The sequence below is a fragment of the Acinetobacter sp. LipI_23 genome (genome assembly GCF_058243045.1).
In genome coordinates this window covers 2,486,824-2,507,582 of the sequence record NZ_JBZAYJ010000001.1, presented here as the reverse complement: position 1 = coordinate 2,507,582, position 20,759 = coordinate 2,486,824, and the positions used below count along the sequence as shown (strand labels likewise).

The 20,759-nt window shown below is 41.5% G+C and carries 17 protein-coding genes and 1 tRNA gene; 8 read left to right on the top strand and 10 right to left on the bottom strand.

Features of this window, described 5'->3' with window-relative positions; translation table 11 throughout:
- Window positions 1-10: 10 nt before the first annotated feature.
- A complete protein-coding gene (yhbY, locus tag AC4CVD_RS12380) occupies window positions 11-334 on the bottom strand; it encodes a ribosome assembly RNA-binding protein YhbY (protein WP_004695606.1) in 324 nt (107 codons plus the stop codon).
- Window positions 335-528: 194 nt separating this feature from the next.
- Here yhbY and rlmE point away from each other — a divergent pair, with 194 nt between their 5' ends.
- The 4 genes from rlmE (at window position 529) to AC4CVD_RS12360 (ending at window position 4,663) form a co-directional block, all read left to right on the top strand.
- Window positions 529-1,179 (top strand): 23S rRNA (uridine(2552)-2'-O)-methyltransferase RlmE, encoded by a 651-nt coding sequence (rlmE, locus tag AC4CVD_RS12375; RefSeq protein ID WP_004695608.1) that lies wholly within the window; start codon window positions 529-531, stop codon window positions 1,177-1,179.
- Between the two features lie 132 nt (window positions 1,180-1,311).
- On the top strand, window positions 1,312-3,204 hold the full coding sequence (ftsH, locus tag AC4CVD_RS12370) for an ATP-dependent zinc metalloprotease FtsH (protein WP_159127305.1): 1,893 nt from the start codon (window positions 1,312-1,314) through the stop codon (window positions 3,202-3,204).
- Window positions 3,205-3,339: 135 nt separating this feature from the next.
- Window positions 3,340-4,191, top strand: a complete 852-nt coding sequence (gene folP, locus AC4CVD_RS12365) for a dihydropteroate synthase (protein WP_317112233.1) — start codon at window positions 3,340-3,342, stop codon at window positions 4,189-4,191.
- Window positions 4,192-4,351: 160 nt separating this feature from the next.
- Window positions 4,352-4,663, top strand: a complete 312-nt coding sequence (locus AC4CVD_RS12360; RefSeq protein WP_004982696.1) for a DUF5713 family protein — start codon at window positions 4,352-4,354, stop codon at window positions 4,661-4,663.
- A gap of 54 nt (window positions 4,664-4,717) precedes the next feature.
- Here the strand turns inward: AC4CVD_RS12360 and AC4CVD_RS12355 are convergent, their stop codons facing one another.
- Both AC4CVD_RS12355 and AC4CVD_RS12350 read right to left on the bottom strand, forming a co-directional pair.
- Window positions 4,718-5,086 (bottom strand): hypothetical protein, encoded by a 369-nt coding sequence (locus tag AC4CVD_RS12355; protein WP_078425328.1) that lies wholly within the window; start codon window positions 5,084-5,086, stop codon window positions 4,718-4,720.
- Window positions 5,087-5,183: 97 nt separating this feature from the next.
- Window positions 5,184-5,269 (bottom strand) — tRNA-Leu (locus AC4CVD_RS12350).
- Between the two features lie 213 nt (window positions 5,270-5,482).
- Between AC4CVD_RS12350 and AC4CVD_RS12345 the strand changes: the two genes are divergently transcribed.
- Complete coding sequence (locus tag AC4CVD_RS12345; RefSeq protein ID WP_490753212.1) at window positions 5,483-7,249, top strand: alkaline phosphatase D family protein; 1,767 nt, start codon at window positions 5,483-5,485, stop codon at window positions 7,247-7,249.
- Between the two features lie 38 nt (window positions 7,250-7,287).
- Here the strand turns inward: AC4CVD_RS12345 and AC4CVD_RS12340 are convergent, their stop codons facing one another.
- On the bottom strand, window positions 7,288-8,016 hold the full coding sequence (locus AC4CVD_RS12340) for a hypothetical protein (protein ID WP_419276403.1): 729 nt from the start codon (window positions 8,014-8,016) through the stop codon (window positions 7,288-7,290).
- A gap of 173 nt (window positions 8,017-8,189) precedes the next feature.
- On the opposite strand from AC4CVD_RS12340, the gene AC4CVD_RS12335 reads away from it, so the two are divergent.
- Window positions 8,190-8,702 carry a hypothetical protein gene (locus AC4CVD_RS12335; protein ID WP_004695616.1) on the top strand — a complete coding sequence of 171 codons (513 nt, stop codon included), beginning with the start codon at window positions 8,190-8,192 and terminating at the stop codon, window positions 8,700-8,702.
- Between the two features lie 47 nt (window positions 8,703-8,749).
- Here the strand turns inward: AC4CVD_RS12335 and AC4CVD_RS12330 are convergent, their stop codons facing one another.
- The 4 genes from AC4CVD_RS12330 to AC4CVD_RS12315 all read right to left on the bottom strand — a co-directional run bounded on the left by AC4CVD_RS12330 (window position 8,750) and on the right by AC4CVD_RS12315 (window position 13,180).
- On the bottom strand, window positions 8,750-9,034 hold the full coding sequence (locus tag AC4CVD_RS12330) for a hypothetical protein (RefSeq protein WP_004695618.1): 285 nt from the start codon (window positions 9,032-9,034) through the stop codon (window positions 8,750-8,752).
- A gap of 121 nt (window positions 9,035-9,155) precedes the next feature.
- The gene (locus AC4CVD_RS12325; protein ID WP_078388602.1) at window positions 9,156-10,496 is read right to left on the bottom strand and encodes a CitMHS family transporter; all 1,341 of its coding nucleotides are present in this window, start codon (window positions 10,494-10,496) and stop codon (window positions 9,156-9,158) included.
- A gap of 236 nt (window positions 10,497-10,732) precedes the next feature.
- A complete protein-coding gene (gene paeA, locus AC4CVD_RS12320) occupies window positions 10,733-12,061 on the bottom strand; it encodes a polyamine export protein PaeA (RefSeq protein WP_004695622.1) in 1,329 nt (442 codons plus the stop codon).
- A 129-nt stretch (window positions 12,062-12,190) separates the two neighbouring features.
- The gene (locus tag AC4CVD_RS12315) at window positions 12,191-13,180 is read right to left on the bottom strand and encodes a LysR family transcriptional regulator (protein ID WP_004695623.1); all 990 of its coding nucleotides are present in this window, start codon (window positions 13,178-13,180) and stop codon (window positions 12,191-12,193) included.
- A 647-nt stretch (window positions 13,181-13,827) separates the two neighbouring features.
- On the opposite strand from AC4CVD_RS12315, the gene AC4CVD_RS12310 reads away from it, so the two are divergent.
- Window positions 13,828-15,432 (top strand): isocitrate lyase, encoded by a 1,605-nt coding sequence (locus tag AC4CVD_RS12310; RefSeq protein WP_078388603.1) that lies wholly within the window; start codon window positions 13,828-13,830, stop codon window positions 15,430-15,432.
- Between the two features lie 103 nt (window positions 15,433-15,535).
- On the opposite strand, the gene AC4CVD_RS12305 is transcribed toward AC4CVD_RS12310, so the two are convergent.
- Together AC4CVD_RS12305 and AC4CVD_RS12300 are read right to left on the bottom strand one after the other, a co-directional pair.
- Window positions 15,536-15,910 (bottom strand): diacylglycerol kinase, encoded by a 375-nt coding sequence (locus AC4CVD_RS12305; RefSeq protein ID WP_419381286.1) that lies wholly within the window; start codon window positions 15,908-15,910, stop codon window positions 15,536-15,538.
- Window positions 15,911-16,118: 208 nt separating this feature from the next.
- Window positions 16,119-17,264, bottom strand: a complete 1,146-nt coding sequence (locus AC4CVD_RS12300) for a glycerophosphodiester phosphodiesterase (protein WP_490753211.1) — start codon at window positions 17,262-17,264, stop codon at window positions 16,119-16,121.
- Between the two features lie 256 nt (window positions 17,265-17,520).
- On the opposite strand from AC4CVD_RS12300, the gene AC4CVD_RS12295 reads away from it, so the two are divergent.
- A complete protein-coding gene (locus AC4CVD_RS12295) occupies window positions 17,521-20,625 on the top strand; it encodes a multidrug efflux RND transporter permease subunit (RefSeq protein WP_490753210.1) in 3,105 nt (1,034 codons plus the stop codon).
- Window positions 20,626-20,759 lie beyond the last annotated feature (134 nt).

The window sequence follows — 20,759 nt, the reverse complement described above, 5'->3', positions numbered from 1 at the left end:
AAAACTACAATTATTTTGCTGCGTGAGCGAAACGAACTAAATTAGACAATTTGGCATTTTGTTTCGCCGCTTTTTTGTAAAGCAATGCAATTTTACCAATGGTCTGTACAATTTCTGCACCTGTAGTTGAGGCAATTTCTGCAATGATTGCAGCGCGCTCTTCACGGTCTTCACCCGCGACTTTGACTTTAATCAATTCGTGGTCGTTTAAAGCACGTAAAATTTCTTCAACGACATTTTCAGTCAGACCTGAACCGCCAAGCATTACTACAGGGTTTAAAGCATGACCGATTTGACGCAAACGCTTGCGTTCCTGAATGGATAAAGTCGCCATAAAGATAACCTAATTTTAAAAACGGCTTAGTATAACAAACTGCGAAATTAAACGCTTTATATTCTGTGGAAATAATCGATTTAGATAATAGAAAAAAACAACTAAAACCCAAGATTTGGATACAGATGTATACTGCAAGCCTAGAGAATTTAACGTACAATTAAGTTTAAGAAATTTTAATGTTTTAGAGAGATATGGCAACACGCATTACCAACCAAAAGTTATCCAAAAGTAGCCGTGCGTGGATGAGAGAGCACCTTGATGATCATTTTGTGAAAAAAGCGCAAAAAGAAGGTTATCGAGCACGTGCAGCTTATAAGTTACTTGAAATTCAAGAAAAATATAACATTATTCGTCCAGGCATGACTGTGGTTGACTTGGGTGCTGCACCTGGAAGCTGGTCACAAATTGCAGGAAAGCTGGTCGGTGATCGAGGATTGGTGGTTGCATCTGACATTTTGGAAATGGATGCACTCCCAGATGTAACCTTCTTGCAAGGTGACTTCCGTGAGCAAGAAGTATTCGATAAATTGTTAAATATTTTAGATGGACGTAAAGTAGACGTTGTAATTTCAGATATGGCCCCCAATACTTCAGGTAACAAGGCTGTAGATCAACCTCGCCAGATTTACCTCTGTGAATTGGCCATCGATTTTGCTACGAAAGTGCTCGGTCCAAATGGTCAATTTGTTGTAAAGGTATTCCAAGGTACAGGCTTTGACGAGTTCCGCAAGCAAGTAGTCGACAACTTTGATGTGTTAAAAACAGTAAAACCTGCTGCATCACGTGCCCGATCTAAGGAAGTATTCTTAGTTGGGCAAGGCCGTAAGAAGGCTTTCAAATAAAGTTTACTTGCCAAGTCGTTAAAAATTGTGCATTTTGTACCTTTTTATTATTTTGCGAAGCTGATCTTCAGCAGAAACTTTAAGGTCACCCGATAGGGCATGATCAAATTAGATTGATATGGGAATAAAGCTTTGAGCGATCTCTTCAAGAATGCCATATTGTGGCTAGTGATACTGGGCGTACTGATCCTTATTTTCAGTAATGTCAGTAGCAATGAAAAGCCGACAGCGATGAATTATTCAGAGTTTGTTGCTGCGGTGAATGCTGGTCAAATTAAGCAAGTGACAATTGATGGCGAACGAATTCATGGCCAAAAATCAAACGGTTCAGAGTTTGAAAGTATTCGTCCTGCGGTTCAAGACCCAGAGCTTATGCCTAATCTGATTAAAAATAACGTTGTCGTTGAAGGTACTGCACCTGCACGTCAAGGTTTATTGATGCAACTTTTGATCGCAAGCTTCCCTGTACTTTTAATCATTTTGTTATTCATGTTCTTTATGCGCAACATGGGTGGCGGAGCAGGTGGTAAAAACGGTCCAATGAGTTTTGGTAAGTCAAAAGCAAAAATGTTGGCAGAAGACCAAATTAAAGTGACTTTTACCGACGTCGCTGGCTGTGATGAAGCAAAGCAAGAAGTTGTAGAAATTGTTGATTTCTTAAAAGATCCTTCAAAATTTAAACGCTTAGGTGCAACGATTCCTAAAGGCGTGTTAATGGTGGGTCCACCGGGTACAGGTAAAACTTTACTTGCAAAAGCAATTGCAGGTGAAGCGAAAGTACCATTCTTTAGTATTTCTGGTTCTGACTTTGTTGAAATGTTTGTGGGTGTGGGTGCATCACGTGTACGTGATATGTTCGAACAAGCCAAACGCCACGCGCCGTGTATCATCTTTATTGATGAGATTGATGCAGTGGGTCGTCATCGTGGGTCGGGTACTGGCGGTGGTCACGATGAGCGTGAACAAACCCTTAACCAAATGTTGGTGGAAATGGATGGCTTTGAAGGCAATGAAGGTATTATCGTCATTGCTGCAACAAACCGTGCCGATGTACTGGATAAGGCTTTACTTCGTCCGGGTCGTTTTGACCGCCAAGTAATGGTTGGCTTACCAGACATTAAAGGTCGTGAGCAAATTTTAAATGTTCACATGAAGAAATTGCCTTCAGTGACTGGTGTCGATGTACAAGTGCTTGCACGTGGTACACCGGGCTTCTCGGGTGCACAATTGGCGAACCTTGTGAACGAAGCTGCATTATTTGCTGCGCGTCGGAACAAGAACACTGTTGATATGCATGATTTTGAAGATGCAAAAGACAAGTTGTACATGGGCCCTGAACGTAAGTCGATGGTGATTCGTGAAGAAGAGCGTCGTGCAACAGCGTACCATGAAGCTGGTCATGCGATTGTGGCTGAAATTCTACCGGGTACAGACCCTGTACATAAAGTGACTATTATGCCGCGTGGTTGGGCGTTGGGTGTAACATGGCAGTTGCCTGAACATGACCAAACCAGCCACTATAAAGACAAAATGTTGAATGAACTTTCAATTTTGTTTGGTGGTCGTATTGCCGAAGAAATCTTTATCAACCAAATGTCGACAGGTGCTTCAAACGACTTTGAACGTGCAACTAAAATGGCACGTGCGATGGTGACCAAGTACGGTATGTCTGACAAACTGGGTGTAATGGTGTATGAAGATGATTCTCAGCAATCATTCATGGGCAGCATTGGTAGTCGTACGATTTCTGAAGCAACACAGCAACAAGTAGATGCTGAAGTTCGTCGTATCATCGATGAGCAATACCATGTAGCGCGCAATATCTTGGAAAACAATAAAGAGATTGCTCATGCGATGGTGAAAGCTTTGATGGAATGGGAAACGATTGATCGCGAGCAAATTCGTGACATTATGGAAGGTCGTGAGCCACAACCACCAAAAGTATATGTTGCAGAAAATCCTGTGATGGATGTAACTCCAACGGATGGTCCAAGTACACCACCACCATTACCATCTGCAACTTAATTTTTAAAAGTTAAAATAAAAAACCACCTTCGGGTGGTTTTTTATTGCGCAGATTTTCCACTGCCGATGAAGAAAAATAGGCACTTAAAAGTGGGAACGCGTTAAGATAATGTAAGTTGAACTGGAGAATATCACATGCAATTGATGGCTTTGCCGAAGAAAATCCTACGTTGTGGTGAGCTATCACTCGATCTGTCGGTACCGCATGTGATGGGTATTTTAAATGTGACGCCAGACTCGTTCAGTGATGGTGGCAAACATAATGGCAAAGCACAAGCGCTTGCGCATGTTCAGCAAATGATTGCGGATGGGGCTACAGTCATCGATGTTGGGGGTGAATCTACACGTCCAGGTGCATCTGTAGTTGAGGTTGAAGAAGAGATTCGTCGTGTCGTCCCAGTGGTGGAAGCTTTGGCTGAACTTGATGTAGTCATTTCGATTGATACCTCTCAACCTGAAGTAATTCAAGCTGCGGTCGCAGCAGGCGCACATATCTGGAATGATGTGAGAGCATTAACACGCCCGAATGCTTTAGAGATGGCAGCTGAACTGAATATTCCAGTGATCATCATGCATATGCGTGGTGAACCAACCACCATGAATAGTTTAGATCAATATGATAATGTCACTTTAGATGTGATGGCTGAGCTTTCCCAGCGTGTGGCGGATGCACTCAAGGCAGGTGTCAAAGCTGAAAATATCATGATTGATCCGGGTTTTGGCTTTGCTAAAAATGCAAAGCAGAACCTTAAGCTTTTAAACGAATTCCATCAGCTGAATCAGCTCGGGTATCCCATCTTGTCCGCATTGTCACGGAAGCGCTTTATCGGCGAAGCCTTAGGTGGGGCAGATGCAGGCCAGCGGGCCGTGGGTTCTGTAGCGGGACATTTGCTGAGTATTCAACAAGGCGCGTGTATGGTACGCACCCATGATGTCAAAGCCATGAGTGATGCGATCAAGGTTTGGCAAGCGATGAATCTTGCTTAATGGGGCGGCGGAATGCTGGGCTAATGATTTAATTTGAAAATTTGATCTATATTAGATTGTTAGACTGGCAGCATCTTCAGATGCTGCTTTTTTATTTGGTGATTTGTTCGGTTTATGTTATACAGACTCGTTTTTTAAGTTTCTCGTTTTGAGTGCCTGTATGTTTGCAGATTTACTTCTCCCTATGTTTGATGATGAATATTATCCCGATATTCTTGTTGCTGAAGTGAAGCAGCATGTTGAGACTTTTGCTAAAAAAATTGTAAAAGCAAAATCTGAGGGTGATATCTATCAATATGCCAATGCCACAGTAGCTGAAATTAATGAAATGAAGCCGCATTTTGAAGATCTAGATTCATCATTAGATGATTCTGCTGCCGATTTTATTGCTGAAGCGATGATGATGGTGGTGCAAGATGCTGGGTTTATGGATATTGAAATGGAAGAATTGGTGGTGAACAGAGAGTGGTGAGTCACTCTCTCATTTCAAGTTCTGTTGGTTTTGCTTTAGAAACAGAGTTTGCTGTTACAACTCATCTAAAAGATCGGTGAGATGACAGCTTTGCTTTAAATGCTCATCTCCAATCGCATCGACTGTCATCAGGTATTCGCCTTCGACCATTTCAGCATTTGCATTGAGATTCAGCCAAAATTTTGGATGCTTTTTCATGAGCTCACGAATATGTTGCTCATCTTTAGTGTGATTAAAGCTTAATTTAAAATGAGCATCTACTGATTTACACGCATGTAAATAGAGTTGACGGTCTTTTTCAATAATCGTGCCTGCAAACAAGTCATAAAACGTATCGCTATCTGTTTGCTGCGAGGTGGGGTTTGCATGGCTGACGTTTGAAAAAATTAGGCATAAGATGATAATAAGAGTGTTCTTTTTCATATTGTGATTGTTATGTGCTTCGAGGCATAAATTATAGACATAAAAAAACCAGCATATCGCTGGATTTTTTATTGCACCATCTTAATTAGCTTAAGAATGGTGCCCGAGGCCAGACTCGAACTGGCACGCTTTGTGGGCGGGGGATTTTAAATCCCCTGTGTCTACCGATTTCACCACTCGGGCATGAGCGCAATAATAGAGGACGAAATAAAAGTTGGCAAGTCTATTTGTGATTATTTGCTTTCTTTTCAATCAATTCAGCGGTTTATGTTTAAAAAATAGCAAAATTATCTGTGCTGCACTCGTTCAGGCTTCATAAAAATGTCATCGACTTGAGATATGGATGTCATCTTTTTCGCATAAATTTCAAGTCCATATCGTCTTTAGGCAATCCACATGACAAAAAAAATGAACCGCCGAGAACTTATTCAAAAAACTTTGGCAGGATTTGGTGCTTTATCTTTACCTATTTCACTAACCGCTTGTGGTGATGACGCCGATTCAAACACACAGCCCACTACGCAAGTGCAGTTTTTGCATGGGGTTGCCAGTGGTGATCCTTTACAAACTCAAGTTATCATTTGGACACGTGTAACACCGACGGACAGCAGTGCGCGTTTAGAGGTAGTGTGGGAAGTGGCAAAAGATGCAGACTTTAAACACATTACAGCAACTGGAAAGGTGCTGACCACGGCTGCACAAGATTTTACTGTGAAAGTGGATGTGACGGGACTGGCAGCAGGGCAAGTTTATTTCTACCGTTTTAAATCGGCGTCGAAATATTCGATCACTGGGCAAACCAAAACATTGGCAGCACAAGTACAGTTGGTACAGTTTGCGGTCTGCTCATGCTCAAATTATCCAGCGGGCTATTTCCATGTTTATAAAGAAATGGCCAAACAGGATGTCGATGTTGTGATTCATTTGGGGGATTACATTTACGAATATGGTATGGGCGAATATGCAACGGAAGAGGCTGTAGCGATGGGGCGCGCACTGGCGGATGATAATAATGCAGAAATTATTCGCTTAGATGACTATCGCAAACGTTATGCTTTATATAGATTAGATCAGGATTTACAGGCCGCGCATCAACGTCATCCTTTTATTGTGATTTGGGATGACCATGAACTCGCAAATGATGCCTGGGAAAAGGGTGCTGAAAATCATCAGTCAGATACTGAAGGTGATTTCTTTGAACGTAAACTTGCGGCACTGGCGGCCTATTTTGAATGGATGCCAATCCGTCCAATTGATGATCAGAATATCAAGATTTATCGTCAATTTGATTTTGGTACGCTTGTTCAACTGACGATGCTGGATACACGGATTATTGCACGTAATGTGCAATTAGATTATGCAAACTATATGACTGCTACAGGTTTAGATATTGCAAAATTCCAAGCCGATTTAATCAATCCTGTGCGTAGCTTGATGGGTGTGGAGCAGCGAAATTGGTTATTGCAGAAACTTCAGCAATCTACGGCAACATGGAATGTACTCGGCCAGCAGATTCTGATGAGCAAAATGTTTGTTCCAGCAGAATTGTTAATGTCGCTGGCAGAAATTACAGCAGGTAATCCTAGTCCTGAGACCTTAAGTAAAATCACCACACAAATCACTGAACTATTAAAAATTAAAGCTCGAATGGATGCAGGTGATCCAACCGTAAGTCCAGAGGAGAAAGCGCGTCTTGCGGTTACTGCACCTTATAACTTAGATGCGTGGGATGGTTATTTTGCTGAGCGTGAAATTTTGTATGGCACTTTGGCACAACTTAAGAAAAAAGTTGTGGTCCTTGCTGGAGATACCCATAATGCTTGGGCTTCGGATTTATCGAGTAAAGATGGGGTATTGGTTGGCGTGGAGTTGGCAACCAGTTCGGTCTCTTCCCCTGGGTTGGAGAAATATTTGTCCATTCCGATGCAACAACTCCAAGCGTTTGAATTTGCATTTACCAGCTTGATTGAGGAGTTAAATTATTGCAATTTGAATCAACGCGGTTATTTGAAAGTCCGTTTTACCGCAGAGCAGGTGCAAGCGGATTGGATATTTGTGGATAGCATTAAGCACAAAGAATACATCGTTGATGAAACTCGCTCGCATCAAGTGATATTAGACCCGACATTATTGCCAGTCAGTGCGTTAAAGCAAACGGCATAAAATGACCTTAGAAAAACCGAGCATCATTGCTCGGTTTTTTATAATTTTTCATCGATATAACTGTCGAGATCGATGTGCTTAATCTGCTTACAGTAAGCATGCTCATACTTCAGCAGTTGCACATATAAGTCTGCTTCATGCCCCAGCTGGGTTTTCCGTGCCTGATAATCTTCAGATTGATGGGAGCTAAAGCGTAATTGGAGTCGAGATTTGACTGTTTGCTTATAGGCCCAAAAACAGACACGTCTGAGTTGTTGTAACTGGTGATGTTCAACCGACTGGCTGTGGTCTCGAAATAAATTTTCTTTATAGAAGCGCACAAAACCAAAGTTCACACCAAAATAAAACAAGATCCACATCAGCAAACTGCTTTCAAGGAACATCAGATTTAGTCCACTTAAAAGAATCACTGCGGCGAGTTTGATGGGCGCATAGCGTTGCAGTTGATACAGGGAGTTTGATGAATGTTTAATTTGTTTAATGACAAAAGGTAAGACCCACATCAGCACCAATAAAATACTGATAATGGCATAACTGTGACTTTGGAGCGGATCGAGATTCTCCAAGTGAGTTAAGTAAAAATCTTTCAGAATTAAGCTGATTGGAATAAAAATCATCACCGCCAAAACCCACGGAATAACTTCACGCTGGTCATCTAAAATACCGCGTGTTTTGATTTGACTATAAAGCAAGTAATTACGTTTAAATGCGGCAGGGTAGCGGGTCTCTAATTGTTGCAGTAACAGTTGAACTTGTTTGGATTGCATCGTCAAAAAAGAGCGTATGAGAAAAATAGCCTTTACTATAGTAGATTTGGAAGGGGATGGCTCAAAAAAATACGTGAAACAGAATATTCACAGAGAAAAGCACAACAATTTCGCTTTTTCGCTCTGAATTATGCGAAAATGTCGGATTCAATTTTTTTGTCTAAGGGCAGTTCATGACTGATCATTCTCCTGAATCTTTAAGTGATATCGAAATTTTAGACATTTTGCAGTCTATGAAAGACGATGAGCTTGATACAGAGGCAAAAGAAGAGATTCGTAAAGGCGGTAAAGCGGGTCGTCAAGAAGCACATAAACTTGCGATTGTGGCTTTAAACCAATCTTTTGAAAGCAAATTTGTTGAAGCTGTAGCTTTGGCATTGGGCTTGAATGAAGGTCAAGCCAAAAAAATTCGTTATAAGAAAGACCGCATCCGTATTTTAAAAGTACGTGGGATTGATTACATGGCGATTGATGGTGCGGAAACAGCACAAGTCTTGTCACAAGTTGCACAAGCCATTGTACGGGAAGATGCGACCGTGACACATGATTTGCACAACATCTTCCCATTTTGGAAAGAAGGCTGGCCAATGGTTCAGTTTGACAGTGCATATAAAATTTTATCTGAAGATATTACCATTCACTATCAAGCAACTTTAGATAAATTGCTAGAATTGTATGGTCGTTAAGATCGCAGTATCAAAGCACCTTCGGGTGCTTTTTTTATGGGGCTATATTAGCTATGGAAAATCCAAGACAGTAATAAGCTGATGGGCCAAATGAACAGTCGCCACCATGTAATGAGTGGATTCCAGAAATATTGTCCAAAAGACAGAGTATCGTTAAAGCTGCGTTGCCCACGTTCATAAGCATAAGGTGTAATCCGCCATGCTAAAATCAGCAAAACAATCGCACTTACGATCAGAAGTGTGTGGCTGTATTGGGAAAAATAATAGTAAATCAGATAAAGCGCAGAATAAAAGAAAGTACACGCCAAAATAGCAGGCAATGAAAAAGACATAAGCTTGACTCTATTATATTGTTATATCAAGGCATTATAAATGAAAATACCCGATGTGATACATCGGGTATTTATCGGTTGTTGAGCTTAAGGTTCGTTATAACTCAGTATGAGTATTTGATTAACCCAGTGTTGAGTAAAGTGGGAAAATACCAAAGATCATCGCTGTAACCAGCATCACTAAACAAGTAATCACCGCCCACCTGATGGTAAATTCTTGGTGTTCACCAAAGTTAATTCCAGCCAATCCACAGAGTAAGTAAGTCGATGGAACCAATGGGGACAGTAAGTGTACAGGTTGACCAACAATCGATGCACGAGCCATTTCCACAGGAGTGATACCATAGTGTCCAGCGGCTTCAGAGAGTACAGGCAGTACACCAAAGTAGAAGGCATCATTCGACATGAAGAAGGTCAGTGGCATACTAATCACAGCCGTGATAGGTGCTAAATACGGCCCCATACTTTCTGGAATAATGGCAACCAGTTCTTGAGACATGGCTTCAACCATACCTGTACCCGATAAAATACCGGTAAAAATACCTGCCGCAAAGATAATCCCGACTACAGCTAAGGCACTGGCAGAGTGGTTACCAACCAAACGCTTTTGCATGTCTAGATCTGGATAGTTCACCACCAAGGCAATACACAGGGCAACCATGAACAGAATCGCCGCAGGTAAAATGCCCATTACTAAGCAGACCATCAAGACCAAAGTTAGTAGAGCGTTAAACCATCTTAAGTGGGCACGGTTGGCTTCAGGTTCTTGCGAAATCTGAATACTGTCACCATGGCTAATATCTAATTCCACAATACCAATGCGTTTACGCTCCATACGGCCATACATAAAGCCGAGGAAGTATAACCACCCAATTGCAACGAGCATTGGTAAAATCATCGGAACAAAGACATCGTTTGGATCGACATGCAATGCCGTTGCAGCACGTGCTGTTGGTCCACCCCATGGCGTTAGGTTCATGATTCCGCTCGCAAGCATCATTAGACAAGCCATAATTAAAGGGCTCATACCAATACGCTTATACAGCGGTAGCATTGCGGCAACACAGATCATGTAAGTGGTTGAACCGTCACCATCCAAGGAAACAATTAAAGTCAGTGTAATGGTGCCGAGGGTCACTTTTAAAGGATCACCTTTAACCTGCTTTAAAATCCACTTCACTGAAGGGTCGAATAGACCCGTGTCGATCATAATTGCAAAATAAAGGATTGCGAAAAGGAGCATTACGCCCGTAGGAGCGAGCTTTTTAATGCCTTCCATCATCATATTGCCAAGTTCAGCAATATCAAATCCAGCAAGGTTGTCAACAAAGAGACTTAAAACATAAGTAAGTAATGCAAAAATGATAGGGATTAAAGTTAAAGCAACAAGAGCGCTCAGTCGTTTGGACATGATTAAGTACATGAAGCACATAATCATGCCTAAACCTAAAATGGTCAGCATGGATCAATCCTTTGAACGTGTTAAGTCTGTTTATTCATCAAGTGACAGCGATAGTATGCAATTCAGCATGATTTTTAAATGCTCTTAAACATATGTAATTTTTCATTCTATTTTTCTAATAAATAATATATATCTGTAAAGTATGGTTAAGATACTTATTTTGTATAACTTCATATGGTTAAATCTGAAGCAAAAAAAACCTTGCAGTTGCAAGGTTTTAATTCAAGGCGATGTTTCTATTCCTCGACTGTTTGGGTTGCAGGCTGTAGTGTTTCTTCAAGTAAGCGCGTCACTAAAAGTTGGTCAATCTTAAAATGATCGACATCAACCACTTCAAATTTAAAGCCTGCGTATTCTACGGTATCGGCAGGGCGTGGAATTTTGCGTAGACGGTACATCATAAAACCAGCCAAGGTTTCATAATTTTCTTCATCTGGCATTTCATCAATGGCCAGTGCATGCTTCATGTCTTCAATCGGCGTGCTGCCATCAATCAGCCATGAATTATTATCACGTTTAATGATCTGTTGTTCGGCTTCAATTGGAGTAACCCAGTCGCCCATGACCGTAATCATAATGTCTGACAGGGTGATGACGCCCACGACCAAAGCATATTCGTTAATCACAACAGCAAACTTTTCTTTGGTGGAGCGGAAACGGTCTAATAACTCAGACAAGGTTAATGTGTCTGGAATGGTGAGAACATTACGAATAGTGCTTTCATTGAGTTGTAGTAAAGATTGATTATTCAGAATACGGACCAGAATATCTTTGGCATCCACATAGCCAATTACATCATCAATATTTTCACTACAAACTAAAAACTTAGAATAAGGATATTCAGCCAATTTTTGACGAATGCTGGCTTCAGATTCATTTAAAGTAAAATACACCACATTTTCACGCGTGGTCATACTTGAAGGTACATTCCGCTCTTCAAGTTCAAATACATTTTCAATGAAATGGTGTTCTTGCTTTTGTAGCACCCCAGCTTGCGCACCCGCATCCATCACTGCCGAAATATCATCAAAGGTAATGTTGTCATCACGGGTGGTATTCACTTTAAACAGGCGGAATAACAAGTTGGCAAGGGCATTAATAATCCAAGCCAAAGGTTTGCAGACCTTAATAAACACCTGAATGGGGTTAATCACTGCAATAGAGATTTTTTCAGGGGCAATCATGGCTAAACGTTTTGGCATGAGGTCAGCAAACAAAATAAATAGTGAGGTGACTAAAGTGAAAGATAGAGCAAAGCTAATGGTTTCAGACCAAGGGCCAGTATAAAAACGAGCAACAAAGCTCATGAAGTAAGGACGAAAAGCCCCTTCACCTAAAATACCGCCCAAGATTGCCACTGCGTTTAAGCCAATTTGTGAAGCGGCAAAGAAGTCAGCAGAATTTTCTTGTAAATTCAAAACTTTCTGTGCGCGATCATCGCCCGACTCAGCCAAGATTTTCAGCTTGACCTTACGTGCTCCTGCCAGTGCGATTTCTGTCAGAGACAAGAAACCCGCCCCAGCAATTAGGACTAGAATGATAACTATGTTTTGAAAAAGGCTCACGGAATCCACCTGTGATTCATCGTTATTATGAATATTTTTAACACAAAAAAATAAAGACAGTAATCACTTACTGTCTTCTATCATACCTGAGTTATTGGTATGAAAATGAATTATTTAGAGCTTGAATGCTTAATAATGTGAGAATTGCGAGTTATTGCCTAAAAACTCACGATTTTCTTCCTCAATCATTTGACGTGCCACATACAAAATCAGCTGTCTGAGCCAGCGATGTGCAGGATGGTGATGTAACAGTGGACACCATGCCATTTTCAACTCAAGTTCTGGAATATAAAAAGGTGGGTCTTTAATCAGGAGGTTTTGACTTTTGGCTTGTAAGCGTGCAATACGGGTCGGTAAAGTCGCGATCAAATCTACATTTGAAGCCAATAGTGCAGGCATTTGATAATGTCGGGTGAAGACCGAAATTTTACGTTTTTGGCCAATCCGTTCTAAAGCTTGATCAATCCAACCTAGACCTGCTTGTTTTTCAGGGTTAACGCCGAAACCAACGCCCATACCTGTTTTAGAGACCCAAATATGCTGTGCATCGAGGTAACTTTTTAGGTTTAAGTTGCTGGCAGCAGGGTGTTTACCATTGAGCAAACATGAAAAACTGTCACGCCAGACCAAAACTTGGTGGAAGCTTTGTGGAATTTCATTGAATCGGTTAATGGCTAGATCAACTTTACCTTGTTCCATATCACGATATGACACATCACTTGGGGTTAAGAAGTCTAAAACCACATTGGGTGCTTCAGAACGTAATGCTTTAACGAGGCGGGGAACTAAGGTTGCTTCGGCATAATCCGAAGTCATAATACGGAAAACACGATTTGAGGTATAAGGACGGAACTCGGTACGAGGTTCCAAAATCATGGAGAGATCAGAAAGAGCGTCACGTATGCGGGGTTGTAATTCTAAAGCCCGTTCGGTCGGTGTCATACCTTCAGAAGAACGAATTAGCAGGGGATCATTAAATAAGTTACGAAGACGACGTAGAATATTACTCATTGCTGGTTGGGTGACACCCAATTGTTCAGCTGCTCGGGTTACATTTTTTTCGCGTAAAAGTACGTCCAAGTAAATTAAGAGGTTTAGATCAACCCGCTCCAGATTCATAAAATAAATACCGAGAATAAAATCATGAAATTGTTTGCATTATGCCATAAGCCATCGGGCTTGTGTAATAAACTGACGAAAAAAAAAGCATCGGGTTGTACAAAGAATACCCCCTTCATTTTCTCAGAAAATGGGTTTTTATGCTTAAAAACGGAGAGCATATTAGTCCTAAGCAATGTCTCAATATGCGTAAATTGAGGCTCAGATTATTGCTTAGAAAATGGCTTAAGCTGGCCTGTTATTGATGGAATAAAAGCGTGATAAATACTCTTTTTGCTGAATATTGAACTTTTGTCATTTGGGTCAAATTAAGTATTGATTTTTGGTTTGAACTCTTTTTTCCAACGGCCGAGACTTAAGTCTAATGAAGAAATATTCGACAAAGGATGTATTTTTCACGGTTTTCTTATTTTATTTAAGTTTAAAAATAACAATTACTTAATTATGTTTTATCGAAATATAATTAGACTTTTATCTATATATTTTTTAAATAAATACTGAAAATTAATGCAGAATATTGGATTAATTTATTCTGTCAATCTAATCTGTATTCATCGCAACGAAGCGCTCTAAATCTAAGCAAAAGCTTGAGGGTCTGATTTTAGCTTTTCGTTGAAGAAAATCCTAATATTATTACAGGAAATATCATGACTACATATCAAACAGCGATTGATGCAATCCGCGAATTAAAAGCAAAATTCGGTAGCACTTGGGCAGACATCAGTCCTGAAGATGCTGCGCGTATGCAAATCCAAAACCGTTTCAAAACTGGTTTAGATATCGCTAAATACACAGCTGCAATTATGCGTCGTGATATGGCTGCTTATGATGCTGACTCTAGCAAATACACTCAGTCTTTGGGTTGCTGGCACGGTTTCATCGCACAACAAAAAATGATTGCGAACAAAAAATACTTCGGTACGACTGAACGTCGTTACATCTACCTTTCTGGTTGGATGGTTGCTGCGCTTCGTTCAGAATTTGGTCCACTTCCTGACCAATCTATGCATGAAAAAACTTCAGTACCTGCGTTGATCGAAGAAATCTACACGTTCTTACGCCAAGCTGATGCGAAAGAATTAAACGACCTTTTCCGTGCGCTTAAAAAAGCAAACGAAGCAGGCGATACTGCTAAAGCTGCTGAAATCACTGCACAAATCGACGGTTTCCAAACTCACGTTGTGCCAATTATTGCAGACATCGATGCTGGCTTCGGTAACGAAGAAGCGACTTACTTACTTGCTAAGAAAATGATCGAAGCGGGTGCTTGTGCACTACAAATCGAAAACCAAGTATCTGACGCGAAACAATGTGGTCACCAAGCTGGTAAAGTAACTGTTCCTCACGAAGACTTCATCTCTAAAATCCATGCATTACGTTATGCATTCTTAGAAATGGGTCTTGACGACGGTATCATCGTTGCGCGTACTGACTCTGAAGGCGCTGACTTGACTCAAAAAATCCCAGTGGTTAAAGAGCCAGGCGACATCGCTTCTCAATACATCGGTTTCCTAGACACTGTTGAAATTGACATTGCTGATGCTCAAGAAGACGAAATCTTAATCAAGCGTGATGGTAAACTTCACCGTCCAAAACGTTTGGCTTCTGGTTTATACCAATTCCGTCCAGACACACAAATTGACCGTGTTGTTCTTGACTGTGTATCTAGCCTTCAAAATGGTGCTGACCTTCTTTGGATCGAAACTGCGACTCCAAACGTTGACGAAATCGCGCACATGGTTAACCGTGTTAAAGAAACAGTTCCAAATGCGAAACTTGTTTACAACAACTCTCCATCATTCAACTGGACGTTGAACTTCCGTCAACAAGCTTACGACCGTTGGGTTGCTGAAGGTAAAGACGTTTCTGCTTACGACCGTGCTAAATTAATGAGCGCTGAGTACGATGCTACTGAATTAGCTGCTGATGCAGACGCTAAGATCCGTACATTCCAAGCAGATGCTGCTCGTGAAGCGGGTGTGTTCCATCACTTGATCACACTTCCGACTTACCACACTGCTGCTCTTTCTACTCATGAGCTTGCACAAGGTTACTTCGGTTCTGAAGGTATGTTGGCTTATGTTGCTGGCGTACAACGTAAAGAAATCCGTGGTGGTATCGCTTGTGTTAAACACCAAGCAATGGCGGGTTCTGACATCGGTGATGATCACAAAGAAATCTTCTCTGGTGACAACGCTCTTAAAGCGCACGATGATGCTAAAAACACAATGAACCAATTCGCTGCTCACTAAGCACTGAACTGATTCATAAAAAAACCCTGCTAAAGCAGGGTTTTTTTATGAATTAATTTTGAGCTTTTTGAACAGATTGAACGTGAAATATTGAACAAAGAGGTTAAGGCATCAGAATCAGTAGCCAAACAATAAAGATAATACTTAAAGAAACAAACTGTGCAGCACTACCCATGTCTTTGGCATTTTTTGAAAGCTCATGGCGCTCTAGTGAAATGCGATCCACAATCGCCTCAATGGCTGAATTGAACAATTCAACAATAATTGCAAGTAAACAAACGGCTACCATGAGGGCTTGTTCTAAGCGACTGACATCACAGAAAAAGCTTATTGGAATCAGAATCAGGTTAATCAATAGGACTTGGCGAAAAGCTGCTTCGTGCGCAAATGCGGCCTTAAAACCTGAAATGGAATAATGAGTTGCATTAAAAATACGCTTAAAACCTGACTTGCCTTTGAGTGGGGAATATTGGCTCATACCATCAACCATTTTAAAATTTCAGCCACAATACATGATCTATATTAAAAGTCACTTAATTATAGTATTCAAAAAGTGCTTAATCTATGTACACCTAAAATAAGGAGAAAGAGATTAAAAAAGCCTACTTTTTAATCTCTATAGTTAAAGGATGGATATTGGTTGAAAGTAAACGAGATGCTCAGTTGTTTGGTTTTCTTTGTGTGACTTATTCTATTTTTTTCAAAAAAGCATCCGCTGCTTGACGTCCCAAAGCAGGGTCATCGGTAAAGATACCATCCACTCCAGCTTTAAAGAAAATTTCAAACTCTGCCAGCGCGCCTTTTTCGCACTTTTCAGCGGCTATCGCGCTACAGTCTAAATAGTCTGCTAAGAAATTATTTTCTGGGCGTAGGGTATAAGGATGTACTTTTAAGCCCACTGCGTGTGCATCGTTTACAAAACTGGTCGGGGTCGCCGGCTGAGTATTGGGCACGATATAGGTTTTACTTGGCCCAACACCATGTGCATAACTTACGACGTCTTTCAGTCCTTGAGGTGTTGCCATATCACTATAGCGGAGTGTTGATTTGGCAAGCACAGCATCGGCAGGTTGTTCGGAGTTACCGCCATAGAGTTGAATAATTTTGGCATGTTGAATCGATTTTAATTGATCTAACTGTTGACGCATCTGTTTTAAGTTGCTGACTTCAAATGACTGGATATAGACTGGTGCAATGTCACGACTATAGCTGTGTTTGGCCAGCGTGGTTAATAGGCGTTGCTCCATGGCCAAATTGAGACCTTGGAAATAGCTGGGATGTTTGGTTTCGATATACAGGCCCACAATTTTTCCTGTCTTTTTATAGTGCGCATCTACGAGTTCAATAATTTCATCTAAAGTGGGCAGATCAAATTGATCATTATATTGGGCATTTGCTGGACGAATCTCTGGAATACGTTCTCGTGCCTTCAGTTGCTTCAGCTCGTTTAAAGTAAAGTCTTCAGTAAACCAACCTGTGTAAGTCACGCCATCAACGACTTTACTGGTCTTCCGTTCTGCAAACTGCGGCAAGCTGCTGACATTGGTGGTTCCTCCGATTTCATTTTCATGGCGAGCGATTAAATAACCGACTAGAGTTGGCACCAAATCAGGCTCAATAAAATCTGCACCATCATCAATTGCTTTTTGGTAAGCGGCTAAGGTATGTTCAGGGCGTAGCGCGCTGGCGCCGCGATGTCCAATAATAAGCAATGCAGGCTCAATGTATTCGGCGTTGTTTGATGGTGGCTGGGATGCTGCATTGTCTTTCTCATCATGATGACAGCCCAATAAACTTAAAAAAATAAAACTCAATAATGTTCTTTTTAACATGTGTTCCTCAACATTTTATTGTGGTGTTGCGGACTCAGGGTTCAATTTTAATATCTCAGATTAATGACAAATTGCGAAAAATTACAGGATGTCATCAATTGGTCAAAAAGCTTTCTTCATAGTTTCTTCATATTTAGCTCTAATGTTCTATTTCATGTTGTTAAGTCTTGTTTTTTAATGATTCGTCATAGAAGATCAAGCATAAAGTGATACCAGTTTCTAGATCTAGCCTCAGACCCAAGAGTACCGCAGACCCATGCTGTCTAAATTTTTTATTCATCGTCCAATTTTTGCTGGTGTGCTGGCGATTATCGTGATGGCATTTGGTTTATTTGCCACCTTTCAGTTGCCTGTAGAGCGCTACCCCGATATTGCACCTCCGCGAATTACGGTGAGTGCAACATATACAGGCGCGTCGGCAGAGACGGTGGAGGAGAGCGTTACTCAGGTTTTAGAACAGCAAATTAAAGGGATTGATCATTTACTGTATTTTAGTTCGAGCAGTGACTCGAATGGCCGTAGTCGAATCAGCATTAGTTTTGAAAATGGAACTGACCCAGATACCGCTCAGGTTCAAGTTCAAAATGCCATCAATGGGGTGATTAACCGCTTACCAGAAGATGTGCAGCGTCAAGGGGTCAATGTCTATAAGTCGCTTGGCGATACGCATATGGTGATTGGCCTATATGACCAAACAGGCAAAAGCAGCAATATTGCACTCTCTGATTATATGATGACGCATTTGGAGCAAGATTTAGCCCGTATTGATGGGGTTGGCGAGGTTGATGTTTTTGGTGCGCAGTATGCCATGCGCTTATGGCTGAATCCGCATAAACTGCGTCAATATGGACTGATGCCGAGTGATATTCGTGCGGCGGTTGAAGCGCAAAACACTCAAGTGGCCGCAGGAGCAATTGGCGAGTTACCCAGCCTGTCAGATCAATATTTAAATGCCAAAGTCACCTCCGGTACACGTTTAAAAACCGTTGAAGAATTTGAGAACATCATTGTCAAATCGACCCGCGATGGCAGTTTTATTTATTTAAAAGACGTCGCACGGGTGGAATTGGGTGCGGAAAATTACCAGTCATTTAATACCATTAATGGTTTTCCTTCAGCGGGGATGGGCATTTCACTTTCTTCAGGGGCTAATGCCTTAGCGACGTCTGCATTGATTAAGCAAGAGGTTGCCCGTTTATCTTCTAAACTTCCTGAAGGCTATCAAATTGTTTATCCACGTGATAACACGCCTTTTGTGCAAGAGTCGATTAAGGAAGTGGTCAAAACACTGTTTGAAGCAGTGCTTTTGGTGATTGTGGTCATGTTTGTCTTTTTGCAAAATTGGCGTGCAACGTTGATTCCTACTATCACAGTACCTGTTGTAATTTTAGGCACGCTCGCCATTCTGTATGTGCTCGGGATGAGTATCAACACCTTAACCTTATTTGCGTTGGTCTTAGCTATTGGGCTTCTGGTGGATGATGCGATTGTGGTGGTTGAAAACGTTGAACGGCTGATGCATGAACAGCAGATGAGTGCTCAACAAGCCTCAATTGCATCGATGCAGGAAATCAGTGGGGCATTGATTGGGATTACTTTGGTGTTAACCGCAGTGTTTATTCCCATGGCCTTTTTCGGTGGCTCGACAGGAGTGATCTACCGTCAGTTTTCAATGACCTTAGTTGCTGCCATGGCGCTATCGTTGCTGGTCGCATTAATTCTGACACCTGCACTATGTGCCTTAATTTTAAAACCCAATGATAAATCGGCACGATGGGCAACTTGGTTTAATCTGACGTTAGATCAGCTAAAACAGCGTTATTTAAAGCTGAGTAGCCAGACCATTCAGCACAGTAAAATCATGCTGGTAGTTTTTGTGGCGTTAATTGCCGTCTTTGCGCTGTTTTATCGTGCTTTGCCGACCAGTTTTATTCCCAGTGAAGATCAGGGTATTTTAAGTGTCCAGTTTAAACTGGCCGATGGTGCACCGCTGAGTCAAAGCCGTGTGGTTGGGGAAGAAATTCGCCAATACTTTTTAGATAAAGAACAGGCCAATATCTATTTGGTGATGATCCGTTATGGTCGTAATTTCTCGGGGACGGGACAAAATTTAGGTCAGGGTTTTATTGCGTTGAAACATTGGGATGAACGTAAGGGGAAAGAGAACTCCGCACAAGCGATTCGAGAACGGGCGATTGCTCATTTTAGATCGCATCGAAATGCGCAAATTAATGTAAATATGCCGTCTTCAGTCAGTGGCTTAGGGCAAACCGATGGCATGGAGTTTTGGATACGTGATATCAATGGCGAAGGTCGTGCCTATTTAGAAGCACAGTTCAAAACTTTGCAGGAAGCATCCAAGCAGTATTCTAGTTTTAGCAATTTAGATAAACGTTCTAACCCAGATAAAGCCGAACTCAAAGTGGATGTGAACCAAAAGCAAGCTTTGGCCAATGGACTCAGCCAGACCGCCATTAATAGCACTTTATCCAGTGCTTGGGGTGGAAGTTATATCAATGACTTTATTGACCGTGGTCGGATTAAGCGGGTAATTATGCAAGGGGATGCCGAATTTCGTTCAAAACCTGATGATCTTCAAGCATGGACCGTACGTAATGATCTGAACCAAATGATTCCTTTTACAAATTTTGCTCAAGTATCTTGGAGTGGAGGCCCTGAGGTAGTGAATCGCTTTATGGGCTATACCGCACTAGAAATGGAGGCGGATACAGCACAAAATGTTAGTTCTGGACAAGCCATGCAAGACGTACAAAACATGGTACGAGGGCATGATGGTATAGATTTGGCTTGGAGCGGGTTATCGTTCGAGGAAAACAAGTCCAATAACCAAGCATTGCTGCTGTATTTGGTCTCCATAGGCTTTATCTTTTTATGCCTTGCTGCACTTTATGAAAGTTGGAGTATTCCAACTGCAGTCATGAGTGCGATTCCACTCGGTATCGGTGGCAATATTTTGTTCAGTTATCTGACGGGTTTTCCGAATGATATTTACTTTCAAATTGCCTTGCTGACTACAATTGGTCTGTCCTGTAAAAATGCGATTTTAATTGTGGAATTTGCTTCACTGGCGCAGCAAAAAGGCCAAACCGCAATTGAAGCTGCCTTGGAAGGCGCAAGCTTACGGTTACGCCCGATTTTAATGACGTCTTTGGCTTTTGGCGCGGGTGTTACACCTCTGGTCTTTGCTTTTGGTGCAGGGGCCGCAAGTCGTCAGGAAATTGGGGTGAGTGTACTTGGTGGCGTGATTTTTGGCACGGTGTTGGTATTGCTGTTTATTCCTTTAATGTATGTCTTGGTTCGCCGTGTGTTTCATGGACGAACACCTCAGGACGAGGTTTAAGATCGAATCCGAAACATTCGTGTGCAGTCTGAATAGGCAAAGCGAACCTTTAACCCAATCAGGCTGAAAGGCCTGACATTTAAAGATCGTTTGCTATACTCGCATAGATAAAGAATACAATATTTGAGTGGTGT